This is a genomic window from Streptomyces sp. NPDC058308, from assembly GCF_042880275.1.
Taxonomy (GTDB): Bacteria; Actinomycetota; Actinomycetes; order Streptomycetales; family Streptomycetaceae; genus Streptomyces.
In genome coordinates this window covers 1-17,364 of the sequence record NZ_JBHVZA010000022.1, presented here as the reverse complement: position 1 = coordinate 17,364, position 17,364 = coordinate 1, and the positions used below count along the sequence as shown (strand labels likewise).

The following is a 17,364-nucleotide window of genomic DNA, read 5'->3' as shown; positions in this document are numbered from 1 at the left end:
CACCTTCAGCTCACACCGCGCGGACGACGGTCCGCGCCGAGGCGCAATGAAAACGCCAAACACGCGGCTCTCACCAGCGGTTTCCGTAACGATCAGAAACCGCCGAAAAGGTTGTACGCGGCGTGTGTGAGTTAGGTCGTGAGCTTGGCTAGCTGGGCGTCAATAATCTTTTCGGCCACCTTCGGGTCCTCGTCCGCCGTGGGCGAGCGGAGGCCGTCCGTGCCGTCCTTCGCGGCCTCCCTGTCGTTCTGGACGCTCTCGGGGTCGTACAGGTTCGACGCGTCGAAGACCGCGAGCGTCGAGCCGCTGCGCACGACCGTGATGCTCTCGCGCGTCACGTAATCGCCCTTGCGGTGGGCGGCCTTGAACGAGATGGCCTCGTCGCCCTTGTCCGGTGCGGTCAGTGGTTCGAGGCCGACGTAACGGTCGTCGCCGATGCGGAACGTGGTGCACTGCTTCGACTTCGACGCCGCGCGCAGGTCGGCCACGGCGCGCTGGGCCCCGGCCTTGGTGTGGCCGGACAGGTCGACTCCGGTCGTGGTCGGTTCCTTGTCGTCGGCCGGGGTCAGAACGCGGCCGACGTGGTCCTTCGCCGTGCCCGGGGCGGCGCCGACGCCGAGCGCGACGGTCAGCGGGGCACACTCGGCGGGCGAGGGCTTCCCGGCGGGCGGTGCGGCGGGCCCGGCCTTGGACGCGTCCGGCTTGGCCGGCTCCTCGACGTCGTAGCCCTTGACGTCCCCCGCGGTGAGGGCCGCCCGCACCAGCGTCGAGGCGCCGGCGGGCCGCTTGGCCGGTTTCTTGCCGCCACCGCCACCGCCACCGCCGCCACCGCTGCCGCAGGCGGCGCTCGCCCCGAGTACGGCAACGACCGAGACGGCCACCACGGCCCGCGACACAGCTGACTTCACGTTCTGTTCCCCCGATCACCAAGAGCCCTGACCGCCGCGACCTACGACGGCTGCCATGACGTACGACGGAGGAAGATCAATTCTGGTTCCGCGGTGGTGCGAGGGGCTCGGTGACCCCTCTCACCAGCCCCACATCCAGAAGCGGAAGGGGCTGAGCATGACGATCGCGAGGGCCATGCAGCCGACGACGATCACCACGCTCCACACCCGGCGGCCGCGTTCGGACCGCCGGCCGCGGTGCGGTCCTGTCGGCGCGGCGCGCCACTCGTCGGGGCTCCAGCGGGCGGACTCGGCCGCACGCCTCGCGCGCCTGCGGCGGAACCGCCCTGCCTGCTCGACCTGTTGGCGCGCGGCCTCCTCGTCGAGCTGCCGCAGCCTTTCGGCCACCATGCGGGCCCGCGCGGACGGTTCCTTCGGCGCGGACGAGCGGATCTCCCGCTCGCTGTCGTTCTCGAATCTCTTCCACACCTCGTCGGGTATGGCCACGCTGTCCCCTCCCCTGGGTCTGCTTACGTGCGTGCTCTTGCCCTGTGAGCGGGGCAGTTCTACGGCACCACGTCACGGCGGCACAAGTGATGTGAGTCACGACACATAAGGGTTCTGTGAACGCGGGACAACCATTCACAGAGATCACGGGTCATGCATGCGTAACAACGGCCACACCCGTGTCCCCACCGCGGAGGCCGCCACCTCCGTGCTGCCGCCCGGGCAGCGCGCCGGACTTCTTGAGGTCTTCATGAAGCTTCGTCGTGCCATGGCTGCCGCGGCCGCTACGGCTGCCATAGCCCCGATCGCGCTGCTGTCGGCTCCGACCGCCTTCGCTACCGAGGGCACCACCCCGGCTCCGGCCGCCTCGGAGTCCGCAACGCCCACGCAGACCCCGCCCGCGACGCCTCCGGCGGACGCCACCCCGCCCGGCACGCCGAATCCGGGCACGACTCCCGCGCCGCCCGAGACGTCGGCGACGCCCGCGGTGAAGCCCGCGCCGACCAAGAAGTCGGGCGAGCTCCCCGAGGTCCCGGACGCGGAGGACCCCGCCGAGCCCGTGCCGGACGACTGCCCGGTCGACGAGGACGGCGTGGACGTCGACTCGGAGCTCGAGGTCGAGCTCGTCGACCTGCCCACGAAGATCGTCCCGGGCAGCGGATGGCACCGGTTCGAGCTCACCGTCGCCAACCCCACCTACGAGCCGCTCGGTGAGGTCAGGTGGACCACGTTCGTGAACAACTTCCCCGGCAACAAGGGCAAGAAGGACTGGCTGCGGACCTACGCCGAGCTGCAGTTCCTCGACCCCGAGACCGACGAGTGGACGACGATCGACAGCAAGCTGAATGACGGCCTCGCTTACGGCACCACGGAGCTCGACGCCGAGGACGAGGCCGTCATCAAGCTGCGGGTCAAGATCGGCGCCGGGGCTCCGCTCGGCAAGGGCTACGCGATCGGCATGGGCAAGTACGTCGACTCCGACGAGGACTGCGTACACAACTCGGACGCGTACCAGCAGCTCTGGATCGCCAAGGCGGACAGCGACAACGAGAATCCGGCCCCAGCCACGCCGAAGCCGTCGCCGACCTCGTCCAAGACGGCGCCGGCCGCGGTGAAGAAGCCGCAGGGCGGCGCCCAGGACGCCCCGGTCACCGACGGCAGCCTCGCCGAGACCGGCGCCGGCTCGATGCTGCCGACCGTCGGTCTCGTCGGCGGTGTCGCCGTCGTCGCCGGAGCGGGCGTGGTCTTCGCGGTGCGCCGCCGCAAGGCCGACTCCGCCGTCTGAGGCCGGACGGCGCCTGGCGCCGAACGCCGAACGCCGCCCATCGGCGGCACCTGATCACGCGGAAGGACCTGCGCTCGGAGGGGGGCGCAGGTCCTTACGTGTGTCCGGGGCTCCCTACATGAGGACATGAGGCCGGGGCCCGTCAGCTCTTGGGCGGCACCGTCGGCATCCCCAGGAACGGCAGCTTCAGCGCGCCGAAGGCGTCCGCCGGAACCGCCGGGGTCTTCGGCTCGACGGCCGCGAGCCGCACGTACGGCCCGCCCTGGGCCGGACGCTGGTCCTCGCCGCCCTTGTTGGGCCAGAACGACATCGCCCGTTCGGCCTGCGCGGTGATCGTCAGGGACGGGTTGACGCCCAGGTTCGCGGAGACCGCGGCGCCGTCGACGACGGAGATGCCGGGGTGGCCGTAGAGCCGGTGGTAGGGGTCGATGACGCCTGTCTCCGGCGAGTCGCCGATCGGGCAGCCGCCGAGGAAGTGCGCGGTCAGCGGGGTGCCCATGAGCTCGCCGATGTTCGAACCGGGGAAACCGTTGATCTCCTGGGAGAGGATCGTCGCCGCGCGGGTGGCCTCGGGGATCTGCTCGGGGTTGGGCGCGCCGTGGCCCTGCCGGGCGGTGAGCAGCCCCTTCCCCAGCCCCTTCTCCTTGCGGTACGTGGTCAGGGAGTTGTCGAGCGACTGCATGACGAGGCCGATGATGGTCCGCTCGGACCAGCGCCGGTTGGAGAGCGAGCGCACCGCGAGCAGCGGGTGGCGCGCCATGTTGCCGAGCCATCCCGCGACGCGGTCCTTGCCGCCCTTCACGCTGTACGGGACCTGGAGCAGCGTCATGCCGCCCATCGCGTTGGACTTCTTGCCGTAGCGGACGGGCTCGATGTGCGTGTTGGCGTCCGGATGGATCGACGAGGTGATCGCGACGCCCTGGGTGAAGTCGACCTTCTCGCCGCCGTGCCGCTTGCGGTAGCGGCGGTCGGTGGTCTGGGCGCCGACCAGGGCCTCGGAGTTGGTGCGGGTGAGGGTGCCGAGCCGCTGGGAGATCTGCGGGAGCAGGCCGGTGTCCCGCATGCGGTGCAGGAGGGTCTGGGTGCCGTACGTACCGGCGGCTATGACGACCTTGCGGGCCTTGAACGTCCGGCCGCTGCCCTTGCGCTTGTTGTCGGTGGGCAGGGTCGCGACGGCGAAGCCGCCCCGCGAGTCCTCGGTGACGGCGACGACCGACGTCATCGGGTGGACGACGGCGCCGGCCTTCTCCGCGAGGTACAGGTAGTTCTCGTTCAGGGTGTTCTTCGCGCCGTGCCGACAGCCGGTCATGCATTCGCCGCACTCCGTGCAGGCCTTGCGGGACGGGCCCGCGCCACCGAAGTAGGGGTCGGGAACTTCCGTGCCGGGCGCGGCCGTTGAATTACCGTCCGCATCTTTCTCGTCGCCGAAGAAGACACCGACGGGCGCCATGTGGAAGCTGTCGCCGACCCCCAGCTCCTGCGCGGTGGCCTTCAGGTGGACGTCCGAGGGCGTCATCGTCGGGTTGAGCCGCACCCCGAGCATGCGCTTGGCCTGCTCGTAGTAGGGGAGCAGCTCGTCCTGCCAGTCCGTGATGTCCTTCCACTGCGGGTCGTTGAAGAAGGGCGCGGGCGGTACGTAGAGGGTGTTGGCGTAGTTCAGCGAGCCGCCGCCGACCCCGGCGCCCGCGAGGACCATCACATTGCCGAGCAGGTGGATGCGCTGGATGCCGAACAGGCCGAGCGCGGGGGCCCAGAGGTAGTTCTTGAGGTCCCAGGAGTTCTTGGGCAGCGTCGCGCGCGTGAAGCGCCGGCCGGCCTCCAGGACGCCGACGCGGTAGCCCTTCTCCGTCAGGCGCAGTGCGGAGACGGCGCCGCCGAAGCCGGAGCCCACGACGATGACGTCGTAGTCGTACGTGACGTCGTCGCCCACCTGGTTCCGGGCAGAGCTCTCCTGTGACATTGACTCTCCTCGTTGAAAGACTCTGCGGGTGCGTCGTGGCTGGTCGCGCGGTTCCCCGCGCCCCTTCGGACGCTCCCTCGGGGCGTGGGCTAGCGCAGGCGGAACGCCTTCATGACCTTCAGGCTGGTGCTCATGAACGCCGCGTACTTCTCGTCGTCCAGACCGAAGGACGGCGCGAGCGGCATGATCCGCTGAGTGGCGACGGTCTGCGCCTCGGTGAACTTGAGGATGCCCTCGGAGCCGTGCCGGCGGCCGAGGCCGGAGTCCTTCATGCCGCCCATCGGGGACTGCACGCTGCCGTAGGCGGGCGCGAACCCTTCGTTGACGTTGACGGTGCCGGTGCGCAGGCGGGCGGCGACCTTGCGGCCGCGGCCGCCGTCCTTCGTCCAGACCGAGGAATTCAGGCCGTACGGCGTGGCGTTGGCGAGCTCGACCGCTTCGTTCTCGTCGGTGAAGCGGTAGAGGGAGACGACGGGGCCGAAGGTCTCCTCGGTGCAGACCGCCATCGGGGCCTCGACGTTGTCCAGGATGGTCGGTTCGAAGAAGTAGGGGCCGATGTCCGGGCGGGCGACGCCGCCCGCGACGAGCGTGGCGCCCTTGGCGACGGCCTCCTCGACGTGCCGGGTCACGGTCTCCAGCTGCCGCTCGCCGACGAGGGAGCCCATGTCGGCGCCGTACGCGAGGGACGTGCCGAGCCGCATCGCCTTCGTGCGCTCGGCGAAGCGCTCCACGAACCGGTCGGCGATGGACTCGTGCACGTACAGCCGCTCGATGGAGATGCACAGCTGGCCCGCGGACGAGAAGCAGGCGCGCACGGCGCCCGCGGCGGCCTTGTCCACGTCGGCGTCGTCCAGCACCAGCATGGCGTTCTTGCCGCCGAGTTCGAGGGAGACGCCGATCAGGCGGGCGGCGGCGCCCTGGGCGACCTCGCGGCCGGTGCGGGTGGAGCCGGTGAAGGAGACGTAGTCGGCGTGCTTGACGAGTTCGGGGCCGACGACCGGGCCCTCGCCGAGGACGACCTGGAAGACCTCGGACGGCAGGCCCGCCTCGATGATCAGGTCGCGGGCCCACAGGGCGGTGAGGCAGGTCTCCGTGTCGGGCTTCATCACGAGCGCGTTGCCCGCGACGAGGGCGGGCAGCGCGTCGCCGATGGACAGCTCGAACGGGTAGTTCCAGGGGGCTATCTGCCCGATGACGCCGCGCGGCTGGCGGTTCTCGGTGACCTTGGTGAGGACCGGGACGACGCCGGTGTGCCGCTTGGGGCTCAGGTACTTGGGGGCCTTGCGGCCGTAGTGCCGGGCGGCGACCGCGACGGCCTGGATCTCCTCGTGGGCGTGCAGGCGGGCCTTGCCCGTCTCCAGCTGGATCAGGTCGAGGACCTCGGCCTGGCGCTGGAGCACCAGGTCGTGGAAGCGCAGCAGGACGGCGGCGCGCTGCTTCACGGGGGTCCTGGCCCAGGCGACCTGGGCGGTGCGGGCGCGCTCGAAGGCGGTGGCCACGTCCTCGGGGGTGGACTCGGGCAGGTCGGCCAGCTTCTCGCCGGTGAGCGGCGTGTGGTTGGCCGTCCGTCCCGACCCGATGACGTCACGGGTGAGCTGGGCGATCAGCTCGGGCGTGACCACGTCGGCGGCGGTGCGCGCGCCTTCGGGGGCCGGGGCGGTCGGGTTCGTTCCGAGGGGCGCTGCGGTGGCCTGCGAGTCCGTCATGCTCGTGAGAGTAGGCCTACGTCAGGGATTTGGGTACCCATCGGTAATGGGCTTCACCGACCACTCACACGACGCCAGTGATTGCTGGCGACAAAGCCGCTGATCAGCGCGTTGTTGCGGGCCGCGCCCCTCGGCGCACGTTTTTGGACACCGTGCGGAACCCGGGCTCAGAGCTTGTCGGGCGCCAGCTCCGCGACCGCCGTCCTCGCGACCTCGCGGCCGCGGACCGTGAAGTCGCCCTTGCCCGGATAGCTGATGACCATCTTGTACATGTCACCGCTTTTGGTCCGGTAGTAGAAGGCCTTGAGCTCGCGGGGACGCGGGTTCTGACTGTCGGTCGTGGAGTACGTGACGGTGTTCTCCGCCGCCTTCTCCCCGCGGAACTTGGTCTCCTCCGGCGCGGTCCTGGGAGCGGGATCGGAGGCCATGCCCAGGTTGTAGTCGCCGGACTCCTTGAAGTCGGCGTCGTCGTCGTACATCTGCGCCGCCGCGGTCCCGGCGATCTCCCCGTCGTCCTCGGCCTTCTTGCTGAGGGCGAGGCTGATCGAGATGCTGCCGCTCGGGTCGGTGTAGGCGACCCAGTGCGCCTTGGCCGTCGAGTTGTCGTCCTCGGACTTCTCGTACCCCTTGGGCGCGGAGACGGTCGCCGCCAGCTCCTTCACGTCGTGCTTCTGCCAGCCCTCCGTGTCGTCCGAGCCCCCGAAGGGGTTCAGGGCCACCAGGACGCCCGCCGCCACCGCGACGACGACCACACCCGCGACGACGGCGAGCGCCTTGCGGCTCAGGAAGATCCCCTTGCCGCGGCCGCCGTCGCCGCCGTTCGTGACGGTGACGATCTGGGTGGGCGCAGGCTGCGGCGGCCGCGCCGCCTCCTCCAGGAGCGCGCGCACCTGCACCGCGTTCGGACGCTGGGCCGGGTCCTTGACCAGCAGCCGGTTGATCGCCTCCGCGAGCGGACCCGAGGCCGAAGCGGGCGCGGCGGGCGTCGCGTTGAGGACCGACTGGAGCGTCGCGGGGGTGTTGTTGCGCCGGAACGGCGAGACGCCCTCGGTCGCCGCGTACAGCACGACGCCCAGCGACCAGAGGTCGGAGGCCGGCCCCGGCCGCTGCCCGAGCACCCGCTCCGGAGCGATGAATTCCGGCGAGCCGACGAAGCCGCCCGTGTCCGTCAGGTTCGTCTCGCCCTCGATCTGGGCGATGCCGAAGTCGGTGAGGACGACGCGGTCGTGGCGGCCGAGCATCACGTTGTCCGGCTTCACGTCACGGTGCAGGATGCCCGCCTGGTGCGCGGCGTCCAGGGCGTTCAGGACGTCGAGGCCGATCCGCGCGGCCTCCCGGGCGCTCAGCGTGCCCTCCTGGAGGGCGGCGCCCAGGGAACGGCCCTGGACGAGCTCCATCACGATCCACGGCTGGCCGTCCTCCACCGCCACGTCGTGGACGTTGACCACGGCCGGGTGGTCGAGGCGGGCCGCGGCACGCGCCTCGCGGCGCATCCGCTCGAAGACGTTGGCCCGCTCGCGCTCGGGGAGGTGGTCGGGGATGCGCGGCTCCTTCACCGCGACCTCGCGGTCCACCGTCTCGTCCTTGGCGCGCCACACCGTGCCCATGCCGCCGTGGCCGAGCTTGGCGAGCAGCCGGTAGCGGCCCGCGATGCGCCGGCCCGCGCCCGGCTCGGCCCCGGCCGCCTGGTCCGGCACGGCCTGGGTGGGCCCGGGGGCGGACGGCTGCCGGGGCGGCTGTTCCTGGTGGGCGGGCTGCTGCGGCTGCGCCTGGTGGGCCGGTTGCTGCGGCTGCGCCTGGTGGGCCGGTTGCTGCGGCTGCGCGTACGGGTTGTCGGGGAGAGCCCCGGCACGGTGGCCCGACTGCCCCGGCACGCCGGGCTGTTGCGGTGGCTGAAGGCCGAAACTGGTGGGTTCGTACGGCCTGTAGGAGGCTCCCCCGTCATTACTCATGCCCCCATGACTACCTTGCCGGGTACCCCGTTTTCCAGCCAGGTCCGCTCCTTGTGACCGGGGTGATGCACGCGGCCCGCCCGCGTCCGGCGGACCCCAACGGCGTACGGACCTCAACGGCGTACGGACCTCGACGGCGTACGGACCTCAACGGCGTACGGACCTCAACGGCGTACGAACGTGTCGACCGCCGCGTCGAAGTACCGCCTGGCCTGCGCCGTGTCCCCGACCGGCGCCGACACCCAGACGTCGAACGTCCGGCCGCCCTCCGCCCAGCACAGGTCGAACGAGTGCCGGGCGCCCTCCTCCTCGCTGAAGCCGTCCCAGGTGAACTCCCACAGGGCGGCGGGCCTGCCGTTGCGCGTGGTCTCCGTGACGCGGCCGTCGCGGTAACCGGGGTTGGTCCGCGGCCCCGCGGCGTCGGCGCGGCGCTGCATGGCGAGCGGGCCGCCGCGCTCACCGGCCGACTCCCTGATGCCGATGCGGTAGGTGCCGCCGGACGAGACGTAGAAGACGCGGGGCCCGTCCACCTCGCGGCGGAAGCCCTCGGGGACGGCGAGCGCGAAGCCCTCGGGGTCCTTCGCGATGCGGTAGCCCTTGGGCGCCTGGGGCGAGGACGGCTTCGGCGAAGGGGACGTCACGGTGACCGTCGGCTCGGCCGTGACCTGCGACGCGGAGGAGGACGGGGGCGATGTGCCGCCGCCGTCAGCGTCCCTGCTCAGCAGGAGCGCCGCGGAGACGCCTGCGCCCGCGGTGGCGGCCACCAGCGCGGCGGCGATCAGGCCGGCCCGCCCGTGCCTGCCGTACGGCTTCACGGTCCCCGCCGGGGACAGGCCCGCGGGGAGCTCCCACAGGGTCGGCGGATGACCGCCCCGCCCCGGCCGCCCCGGCAGACCGGGCAGCACGGAGCCCGGTCTCTCCCGCGCCGGCGTCGGCATCCGCCCCGTCTCGACGTACGTCCGCAGCAGCGCGGCGGCCCCGGCCGCGTCGAGCCGGCGCTCCGGGTCGCGGTCGAGGAGGCCGAGCACCACGGGCAGCAGCGGCGCGGCGGCCAGCGGCGGGCGTATCTCGTCGTAGACGACCGCGTGCAGGACGCCACCGATCGAGTCGCGGCGGAACGGCGACTCACCGGCCAGCGCGGTGACCAGAAGCGCGCCGAGCGACCACAGGTCGGACTCGGGCCCGGTCCGCTCCCCCGCCATCCGCTCGGGCGCGGTGAACTCCGGCGACCCCACGAACGAGCCGACCTCCGTGAGCGTCGTCGCCCCGCTGAGCTGCGCGATCCCGAAGTCGGTGAGCACGACGCGGCCGGTCGCGCGCTCCATGAGCACGTTGGCGGGCTTGAGGTCGCGGTGCAGGATGCCCGCCTCGTGCGCGGTGCCAAGGGCGCCGAGCAGGTCGATGCCCATCTGCGCCACGGTGGCCGCGTCCAGCGGGCCGCTGGACGCGATCCGCCCGGCCAGCGAACCGCCCTCGATCAACTCCATGACGATGTACGGCTGTTCGTCCTGCACGACGACGTCGTGGACGACGATGACATGCGGATGCCGCAGCTGCGCCACCGCCCGCGCCTCGCGCAGCGTCCGCTCGCGCTGCTGCTCCGCCTCGGCGTCGGAGAGGGTCTCGTCCCGCGCCAGTTCCTTGACCGCGACCTGCCGCCCCAGAAGCAGGTCGGTGGCGCGCCACACGACCCCCATGCCGCCCCGGCCGAGCCGCGACTCCAGGCGGTAACGGCCCGCGATCACACGGGGGTTGCCCCCACCGGCGCCGGCCCCGCCGGCACCCGCCGCACCGGCGTGGTCTCCCAGGCTCCCCATGCGGCCATCATGCCCCACACGTGCGGGAAGGAAATGGGTCCGAGCACGCCGCGGGCCGGTTCCGGCCGCTGCTCCCAGGCTCCTCAGAGGTGGGCGTGGGCGCTCAGGGCTCCCGCCACCCCCGCAGCATCGCGTCGAACTGCTCCCGCGTGGTGTCCCAGTCCTCGGCCGGCGCCGACATGTAGATCGCGTACTCCACGCCGTCACGGCTGAGATAGGCCTGGTCGATGGCGCGGCGCGGCCCTGCGGTCGTGTCGTTCGCGCCCGCCTTCCAGCTGAACTCCCAGAGGGCTCCCTGCTGGTCGCGGAAGGTGTTGGAGTTCAGGTGCAGCCGCCGGTACCCCGGCAGCTTCACCCGCAGGTTCTTCTCCAGGGAAAGCTGGTGGGTGTAGGAGCTCTCGAACTGCGGGTTCTTGTCGACGGAGATGCGCAGGAACCTGCGGCCGCCGTCGGGCGTGTAGTCGACCTGGTTGCCGTCCGCCTCGCGCTTCCAGTTCTTGGGCAGCATGAGGCTGAAGCCCTCGGGGTCCTGCACGCGCTGCCAGTCGTCGGGGATGCCGCCGACCGCCCTGGCCGGTCCGCCGTCCTGCGCCTGCCCCTGCGTGTCGTCGGCGAAATGCAGATAGCCGAAGACACCGCCGCCGCCGAGCAGCGCGGCCGCGACGACGAGGGCGACGACCGCGGGCCAGCGCCGGCGTTCGCGCGGGCGGTCGTGTCCCTGGCTGACGACGGTGAGGATGTCGGGGCCGCTGGCGCTGCCGCTGCCGGGGACCGGGGTGTGGGCCTGGCCGCCGGGGGTGGGGGTCTGGGGGTGCGTGTACGGCGAGGGGGCCTGGGGGTGCGTGTACGGGCCGGCGGTGGCGGAGGAGGCCTGGCCCTGCGGGTTCGTGTGTGCCTGGCCCTGCGGGTTCGCATGTGACTGGCCCTGCGCGGTCGTGTGCGCCTGGCTGTGCGCGTCCGGGTGCGAACCGGTGGCCGGGTGCGATCCGGTGGCCGGGTGCACCTGCGTCGGGACGTACGCCTGCGCCTGCTGCGGTCGGCGCCCCTCCGCGGCCTGGGCGAGCATCAGCTCGGCCTCCTCCGCGGACGGCCGGGCCTGCGGATCCTTGCTCAGGAGCGCGCTGATGACCGGCGCGAGGACACCCGCGTGGCCGGGCAGCGCGGGCTCGTCCGTCACCACGGCCTGCATCGTGCCGAGCGGCGAGGTGCGCCGGAAGGGCGAGAACCCCTCCACCGCCGTGTACAGCGTGGCACCGAGCGCCCACAGGTCGGAGGCGGGGCCGGGGTTGCCACCGCTGACCCGCTCGGGCGCCAGATAGTCGACGGAACCGACGACCTCGCCGGTCCTGGTGATCGTCGAGTCCCCCTCGATCGCGGCGATCCCGAAGTCGGTGAGCAGGACGCGGCGGTCGTCGGAGAGGAGGACGTTGCCGGGCTTGACGTCACGGTGCAGGACGCCGGCGGCGTGCGCGGCGCGCAGGGCCCTGAGGGTCCACAGGCCGATGCGGGCGGCCTCCACGGGCTCGATGCGGCCGTCGTCCTTGACGGCGTCGGCCAGCGAGCGGCCCTCGACCAGCTCCATCACGATCCAGGGCCGCTCGTCGTACTCCAGGACGTCGTGGACGGTGACGACGGCGGGGTGGTTGATGCGGGCGGCGGCGCGCGCCTCCGTCTGCGTGCGCGCGAACAGGACGGCGCGGTCGGCCTCCTGCACGAACTGGGCAGCCGTCAGCTCCTTGACGGCAACGGCACGGTGCAGCACCTCGTCCTGCGCGCGCCACACCCGTCCCATGCCACCGCGGCCGATGGACTCGGCGAGTCGGTAGCGGCCCGCGAGGAGCAGTCCCTGCATCTGATTCACGTTCCCCCGCAATGGTCTTGACAGGCCCAGGTTAAGGAGCGGGCCGCGTGCAGGGAACCACAGGGGGGCTCAGAAGACCGCACTGTGACGCATGCCGTGCATGTCGCGAGTGCCGGAATCGACTCATCCGGTGGCTCATTCAGTGACTCATCCGGTGGCTTATCCGGTGAATCATCCGGTTACTCATCCGGTGACCTGATAGGTGGCCGAAGCCTGGTCGTACAGGCGCGTCACCTCGTCCCGCTCGGCCTCCGGCCCACGCACCTGCACCACGTGGTACTTCCCGCCGACGACCATCGCGAGATTGCGTACGAAGACCTCGCGCCCCCCGGAGTCCTGCCAGGTGAACTGGCCTTCCGCCATGGCCCGTCCGCCCACGTCGATACGCCGCATCCCGCTGGACGTCGCCCAGGACGAATCGCGGAACGGCTGGAGCTCACGCTCGTGCTCGCGCTGGTACTTCATGGGGTCGCTGCCGTAGCCGTCCGTGGTGTCGCGCCCGGGGACGAGGAGCAGCTCGAAGCCGCCGTGCGTGTAACGGACCTGGCCACGGCCGTTCTTGGCCTGCCTGTCCCAGCCGCTGGCGACGGCGACGCGGAAGCCCTCCGGGTCCTTGCGCAGGGCGAAGCCCTTCGGGACGTCGGGGTCGGTGGTCTGCGGCTCCTGCGAACCGGGGTTCTTGCCTGGCTTGTTCTTGTCTCCTTCTTCTTTTTCGTCGCCCGTCTCTTTGTCTCTTTCGCTGCCCTTGTCCTTGTCCTTGCTCTTGTCCTTGTCCTTGCCGGGACCGCCCGTGCCCGGTGCCGAACCGACCTCGCCCGCGGCCCCCGCGCCGACGCCCGATCCGCGGTCGTCCCCCTTGGGCATGAACACCATGGCGTACGCGATGGCCGCGGCGAGCCCGAGGAGGATGGCGATCAACAACAGCCGCCCCAGCGAACGGGGGCGACCGGGAGCGCGGGGCTCACGCGGCAGTTCCGCCTCGTGGGACAGCCGGGGTTCCCGCACCGGCCGGGGCTCGCTCGTGGCCGCCCGCGTCGCCGGGGCGAGCCGCGCGTCCCCGCCCGCGCCGTTGCGCCCCGTGCCGCCGCCTCGACCCTTGCCCTTGCCGCGCTTGTGCCGTCCGTGCCCGTGCCCCGGCCCGCTGCCGGGCCCACCGGCCGCCGCTGCCCCGCGCCACCTGCGGACGACCTCGCCCCGCCGTCGCACGACGGGCAGCCGGCCCGCGTCGTACGACGGCACCGGCACGACGTGCGCCCCGGCCTCCGGCTCGGGCGCCGACCGCACCAACGAGCGCAGCCAGCCGCTCAGCTCCTCGAAGTCGAGCCGTTCGGTGGGGTCCTGACGCAGCAGCGACTCGACGACGGGCCGCAGCGGCCCGCACTCCTCGGCGAAGGCGGGCGGCTCGGCGCAGACGAGCTGCACCAGTTCGGCCGGGCTGTCCTCCGGGTACGGGGCGTGTCCTTGCACGGCGCGGAAGAGCAGCGCGCCCAGGGCCCACAGGTCGGTGGCGGGGCCGATCGGCGCGGCGAGCTGCCAGTTCTCGTGCACGGGTCCTGCCTGCTCGGGCGCCCACCGCTCGGTGACGGCTCCGACAACCACCATGCGCGCGTGGCGGGCCCGCTCGGCGGCGAGGGCGGTGGTGGGCCCGCGCGGCGCGGCCCCTTCGGCGGGGCCCTCGTCCCAGGCCCCGCGCCCGCTCACGGCCACGTCCTCGCCCGTGCCGGTGGTGTCGTCGGCATCGGGCTCGGGCGTGCTGTCCGCGCTCCGTGCCGCCGGGACCCCGGCCCGCGGCACCGCTCCATGCCAGGGCTTCGTCTCCGCCATGCCGTAGGGATCCGAGATCCATCCGGCCGTCCCCGACTTCCGGTCACCGGAGCCCTCGGTCACCCGCGCGGCGGCCCGTGTCCCCGCGCGATACGCCGCCACGGCACTCGAACGCCCGGCCCGTACGCCCGGCCCGGCGGGCTCCGGCGCGGGTTCGAGCGCGACGTCCCCGTCTTCGTGCCGGCCCTCACCCGGCGCACGGGCCGCACCGGGCGCCCCCTCAGCGCCGGACGCCTCCGCTCCCCCGTACTCCGCCACGTTCCCGACCGACCCCGCCGAGCCCGCCGCCTCACCCGCCTCGACCGGCCGGGGGTCGTACCCGCAGAGCGCCTCCTCGGCCGCGCCGGCCGCGAGGCCCGTCAGCATCACGCGGCCGTCGTCGCATATCAACACGGTCCGCGCGGTGATGTTCCGGTGCACCCAGCCGTACGCGTGCAGCACCCGCAGCGCCGCGAGGACGTCCGCCGCGACCTCGGCGGCGCGGTACGGGCTCAGCGGCCGGTCCGCGAGGAGCGCCGCGAGCGGCCGCGCCGCGACCAACTCGCTGACTATCCACAGTGAGCCGCCCTCCGCGAACACGTCGAAGACCTGGTCGAGCCTCGGGTGGTCGGGGATCTGCGCGGCGGTCTGCGCCGCCTCGATCGCGCGCCGCACCGCCGGATCCGTGGGCCTGCGCGTCGTCCGCGACGCGGCCCGCCGGACCCCGGGCCCGCCCGGCCTCGCCCGCGGCACGAAGCCCGCGGGCAGGTCGTCCACGGCCGGCTCCGCCTCGGCCGGTTCGCCCTCGCCGACCACTTCGGCGTCCACGATCTCGGGTAACAGCACCTGCCTGACGAGGACTTCCTGCCCGCTGTAGGTGTCGAAGGCGCGGGATTCGGCGAGCTCGTACTCGTCCGAAGGGGGCAGCGGCAGGCGGTAACGGTCGGCGAGCACCCGTCCCGCGTAGTCGTCCACGACGCCTCCCCCGCCTGTCCGGTGGTCAAATCCGTTCGTCTTGTGGCTCATTGCGGCTGCGTACGGTCCGCAAGCACTCACGATACGTGCCGGAGGCGAACCGCAATGAGGGGATACGACATCTCGGGCCCCGAACTCGGAACCGTGCGCTCAGGACTGCGGAATCCTGCGCTCAGGACCCGGCTCAGAACCTCGGCTCAGGACCCCGGCTCAGGACTTCGGCTCGAACGTCTTCGTGAACGTCTGCCACGTGGAGCGCCGCTTCCCGCTCCCCCAGTCGTCGGCCTTGGCCGTGTACATCATTCCGTAGCCGAGCTTGCCGTTGACGACGAAGCCGCGGTCTATCGACCGGTACTTGGTCCCGCCGTCCACGTAGGTGAACTCCCAGTCGGCCGTGTTCCAGCCACGGAAGCCGACCTTCTCTATCCGGATCCGGTGGTACTGCGACCGGACCATGTAGTTCTCCTGGTTCTCCCAGTCGCTCACCGGATTGCCCTTGGGCGTGCCCGTCCAGCCGATCAGCAGCTTCTGCCCGTCGGGCCCGCCGAACCGGGCGCCCGCGCGGCCCGTGGACTGGAACTTCCACCCCTTCGGCAGCCCGATCCTGAAGCCCTGGGCGTGCTTGTACGTCGAGGCCGCGGCGTCACCCGGCTTCTTGCCGTCGTCGTCCTTGCCCGGGTCGTGCCCCTCGCCCTCGTCGGAGTCGGAACTCTTGTCCGCGGTGGGGTCCTTGCTCCCGTCGTCCCCCGTACCGGCGCCGCTGCCCGTGTCCTTGCCGGTGCCCTTGTCCGCGTCCTTGCCCTGGCCGCCGCCTGCGGTGGCTCCGCTGGACGCGGCCTTGTCGCCGCCCTTGTTGTCCTCGGTCTTGCTGCCGTCGTCCCCGAGCGCGAGGGCGAGCACCGTGCCGAGCACGGCGAGCACGACCACCACGGACAGGATCACCAGGGTCCGCCGCGGCACCACGTCGGTGAGCGACGCCTTCACGGGCGGCCGCGACGACGTGCTCCCCGGCCCTGAGGGCGAACTGGTGGGCGAGCCCGCACGCGACGACCCGGCTGCGGACGCCCCCACGCTGCGGGCGGCGGCCCCCTTGCGCACCGACTGCAGGGCGCTCTTCACGCGGTCGGTGGCCTCCGCCGCCTTGCGGCCGGCAGCGGCTCCGACGGCGGACGCGCCCGTGGCACCCGCGGACCTCTCTCCGGCACCGGCGGCACCAGCGGCACCAGCGGCACCGGAAACTCCACCGGTGACACCCGTGGCCTTCGGAGCCTTCGGGGCCCTCACAGGCTTCTGCGCCTTGGGCGTCCTCGGGGTCCTCGGTGCCTTCGGCGGGCTCGGCGGGGCCGGCGGCAACGGCACCACCTTGGTCGCCTCCACCGGCTCCGGCTCCGCCTTGAGCTCCGGAGCGTGGATCACGTCGATGAGGAGCGCCCGCGCCCCCGCGTCGTCGAGCCGCTGCTCCGGGTCCTTGGCGAGCAGGCCGTAGATGACCTTCTCCAACGGCCCGGCGTTCACGGGCTGTTCGACGTCCTCGGTCATCACCGCGGTGAGCGTCGCGATGGCCGACCCCTTGTCGTACGGGGGGACGCCCTCCACGGCGGCGTACAGCAGGCCGCCCAGCGACCACAGGTCGGCCGCGGGGCCGGGCTTGTGGCCGCGGGCGCGCTCCGGGGAGATGTACGACGGCGCGCCGACGAGCATGCCGGTGGACGTGATCGAGGGGTCGCCCTCGACCTGCGCGATGCCGAAGTCCGTCAGCACGACCCGGCCGTCCTCGGCGATCAGCACGTTCGACGGCTTCACATCGCGGTGCAGGATCCCCTCACGGTGCGCGGAGCGCAGCACGTCGAGCACGGCGAGGCCGACCTCGGCGGCCCGCCGCGGCGAGAGCACTCCGTCCTCACGGATCGCCTCCGCGAGCGACTTGCCCTCGACCAGCTCCATCACGATCCACGGGCGGTCGTCCTCGTCGACCACGTCGTAGACGGTCACGGCGCTGGTGTTGCGAATCCGCGCGATGGCCTTCGCCTCACGCAACGTCCGCGTGATGAGCCGCCGCTTCTCCTCCTCGTCGATGCTCGAGGGGAACCGCAGCTCCTTCACCGCGACCGTACGGCCAAGCGTCTCGTCCTTGGCGCGCCAGACGGTGCCCATGCCGCCGCGGCCGAGCACCTCTCCCAGCCGGTACCGGCCGGCGAGGAGACGTTCGCTCTTGTCCCGACGGGCCTCACCCGTCTGCTCCGCGTCCGACATGCGTCCCCTCTGCTGCTACCGCTGCTACCCGAGCAACCCGCCCTGACAGAGCCTTCATTGTCCCTTACTCAGGGACCGGCCGGCGCCCAGGGTCCACGGTCCCTCTTCTCGTCCCTCATGATGGACCGCGCACGAGGGGGGACCGCCACTCACGACTGCCGACGTGCCGTCACCTTCCGGGTCAACACGGACAAGCCAGCCGATCCGGACCGGGAACCGGCCCTTCTCGTCGCGGAGTTCTGCCCCTCTCCCCACCCCGCGCACCCTAGGCCCTGTCGTCAAACTCGCGTCGTTCGCCCGGAGGGCGGCCTCGCGGCGTCTGGTGCGTGCGATCGCAAGGCGGAGGGTCATCCCGGTA

10 protein-coding genes are annotated in these 17,364 nt (G+C 72.2%); 1 reads left to right on the top strand and 9 read right to left on the bottom strand.

Annotated features, from left to right (window positions below; all coding sequences use genetic code 11):
* Positions 1–131: 131 nt before the first annotated feature.
* Together ACFVYL_RS26835 and ACFVYL_RS26830 are read right to left on the bottom strand one after the other, a co-directional pair.
* Positions 132–908 (bottom strand): hypothetical protein, encoded by a 777-nt coding sequence (locus tag ACFVYL_RS26835; protein WP_389720122.1) that lies wholly within the window; start codon positions 906–908, stop codon positions 132–134.
* A gap of 120 nt (positions 909–1,028) precedes the next feature.
* Positions 1,029–1,394 carry a hypothetical protein gene (locus ACFVYL_RS26830; RefSeq protein WP_389720120.1) on the bottom strand — a complete coding sequence of 122 codons (366 nt, stop codon included), beginning with the start codon at positions 1,392–1,394 and terminating at the stop codon, positions 1,029–1,031.
* 157 nt (positions 1,395–1,551) lie between these two features.
* Between ACFVYL_RS26830 and ACFVYL_RS26825 the strand changes: the two genes are divergently transcribed.
* Complete coding sequence (locus tag ACFVYL_RS26825; protein WP_389720119.1) at positions 1,552–2,679, top strand: LPXTG cell wall anchor domain-containing protein; 1,128 nt, start codon at positions 1,552–1,554, stop codon at positions 2,677–2,679.
* 142 nt (positions 2,680–2,821) lie between these two features.
* Here ACFVYL_RS26825 and ACFVYL_RS26820 read toward each other — a convergent pair whose 3' ends face one another.
* The 7 genes from ACFVYL_RS26820 to ACFVYL_RS26790 form a co-directional block, all read right to left on the bottom strand.
* Positions 2,822–4,639, bottom strand: a complete 1,818-nt coding sequence (locus ACFVYL_RS26820) for a GMC oxidoreductase (RefSeq protein WP_389720118.1) — start codon at positions 4,637–4,639, stop codon at positions 2,822–2,824.
* An 89-nt stretch (positions 4,640–4,728) separates the two neighbouring features.
* Positions 4,729–6,345 carry a succinic semialdehyde dehydrogenase gene (locus ACFVYL_RS26815; protein WP_389720116.1) on the bottom strand — a complete coding sequence of 539 codons (1,617 nt, stop codon included), beginning with the start codon at positions 6,343–6,345 and terminating at the stop codon, positions 4,729–4,731.
* A 167-nt stretch (positions 6,346–6,512) separates the two neighbouring features.
* Positions 6,513–8,297 carry a serine/threonine-protein kinase gene (locus ACFVYL_RS26810; RefSeq protein ID WP_389720114.1) on the bottom strand — a complete coding sequence of 595 codons (1,785 nt, stop codon included), beginning with the start codon at positions 8,295–8,297 and terminating at the stop codon, positions 6,513–6,515.
* 164 nt (positions 8,298–8,461) lie between these two features.
* Positions 8,462–10,114 carry a serine/threonine-protein kinase gene (locus ACFVYL_RS26805; protein ID WP_389720113.1) on the bottom strand — a complete coding sequence of 551 codons (1,653 nt, stop codon included), beginning with the start codon at positions 10,112–10,114 and terminating at the stop codon, positions 8,462–8,464.
* 103 nt (positions 10,115–10,217) lie between these two features.
* Entirely contained in the window at positions 10,218–11,966 is a 1,749-nt protein-coding gene (locus tag ACFVYL_RS26800; RefSeq protein ID WP_389720112.1) for a protein kinase, read from the bottom strand.
* Positions 11,967–12,158: 192 nt separating this feature from the next.
* A complete protein-coding gene (locus ACFVYL_RS26795) occupies positions 12,159–14,804 on the bottom strand; it encodes a protein kinase (protein ID WP_389720111.1) in 2,646 nt (881 codons plus the stop codon).
* A 159-nt stretch (positions 14,805–14,963) separates the two neighbouring features.
* Complete coding sequence (locus tag ACFVYL_RS26790; protein WP_389720109.1) at positions 14,964–17,006, bottom strand: protein kinase; 2,043 nt, start codon at positions 17,004–17,006, stop codon at positions 14,964–14,966.
* Positions 17,007–17,364: the final 358 nt, after the last annotated feature.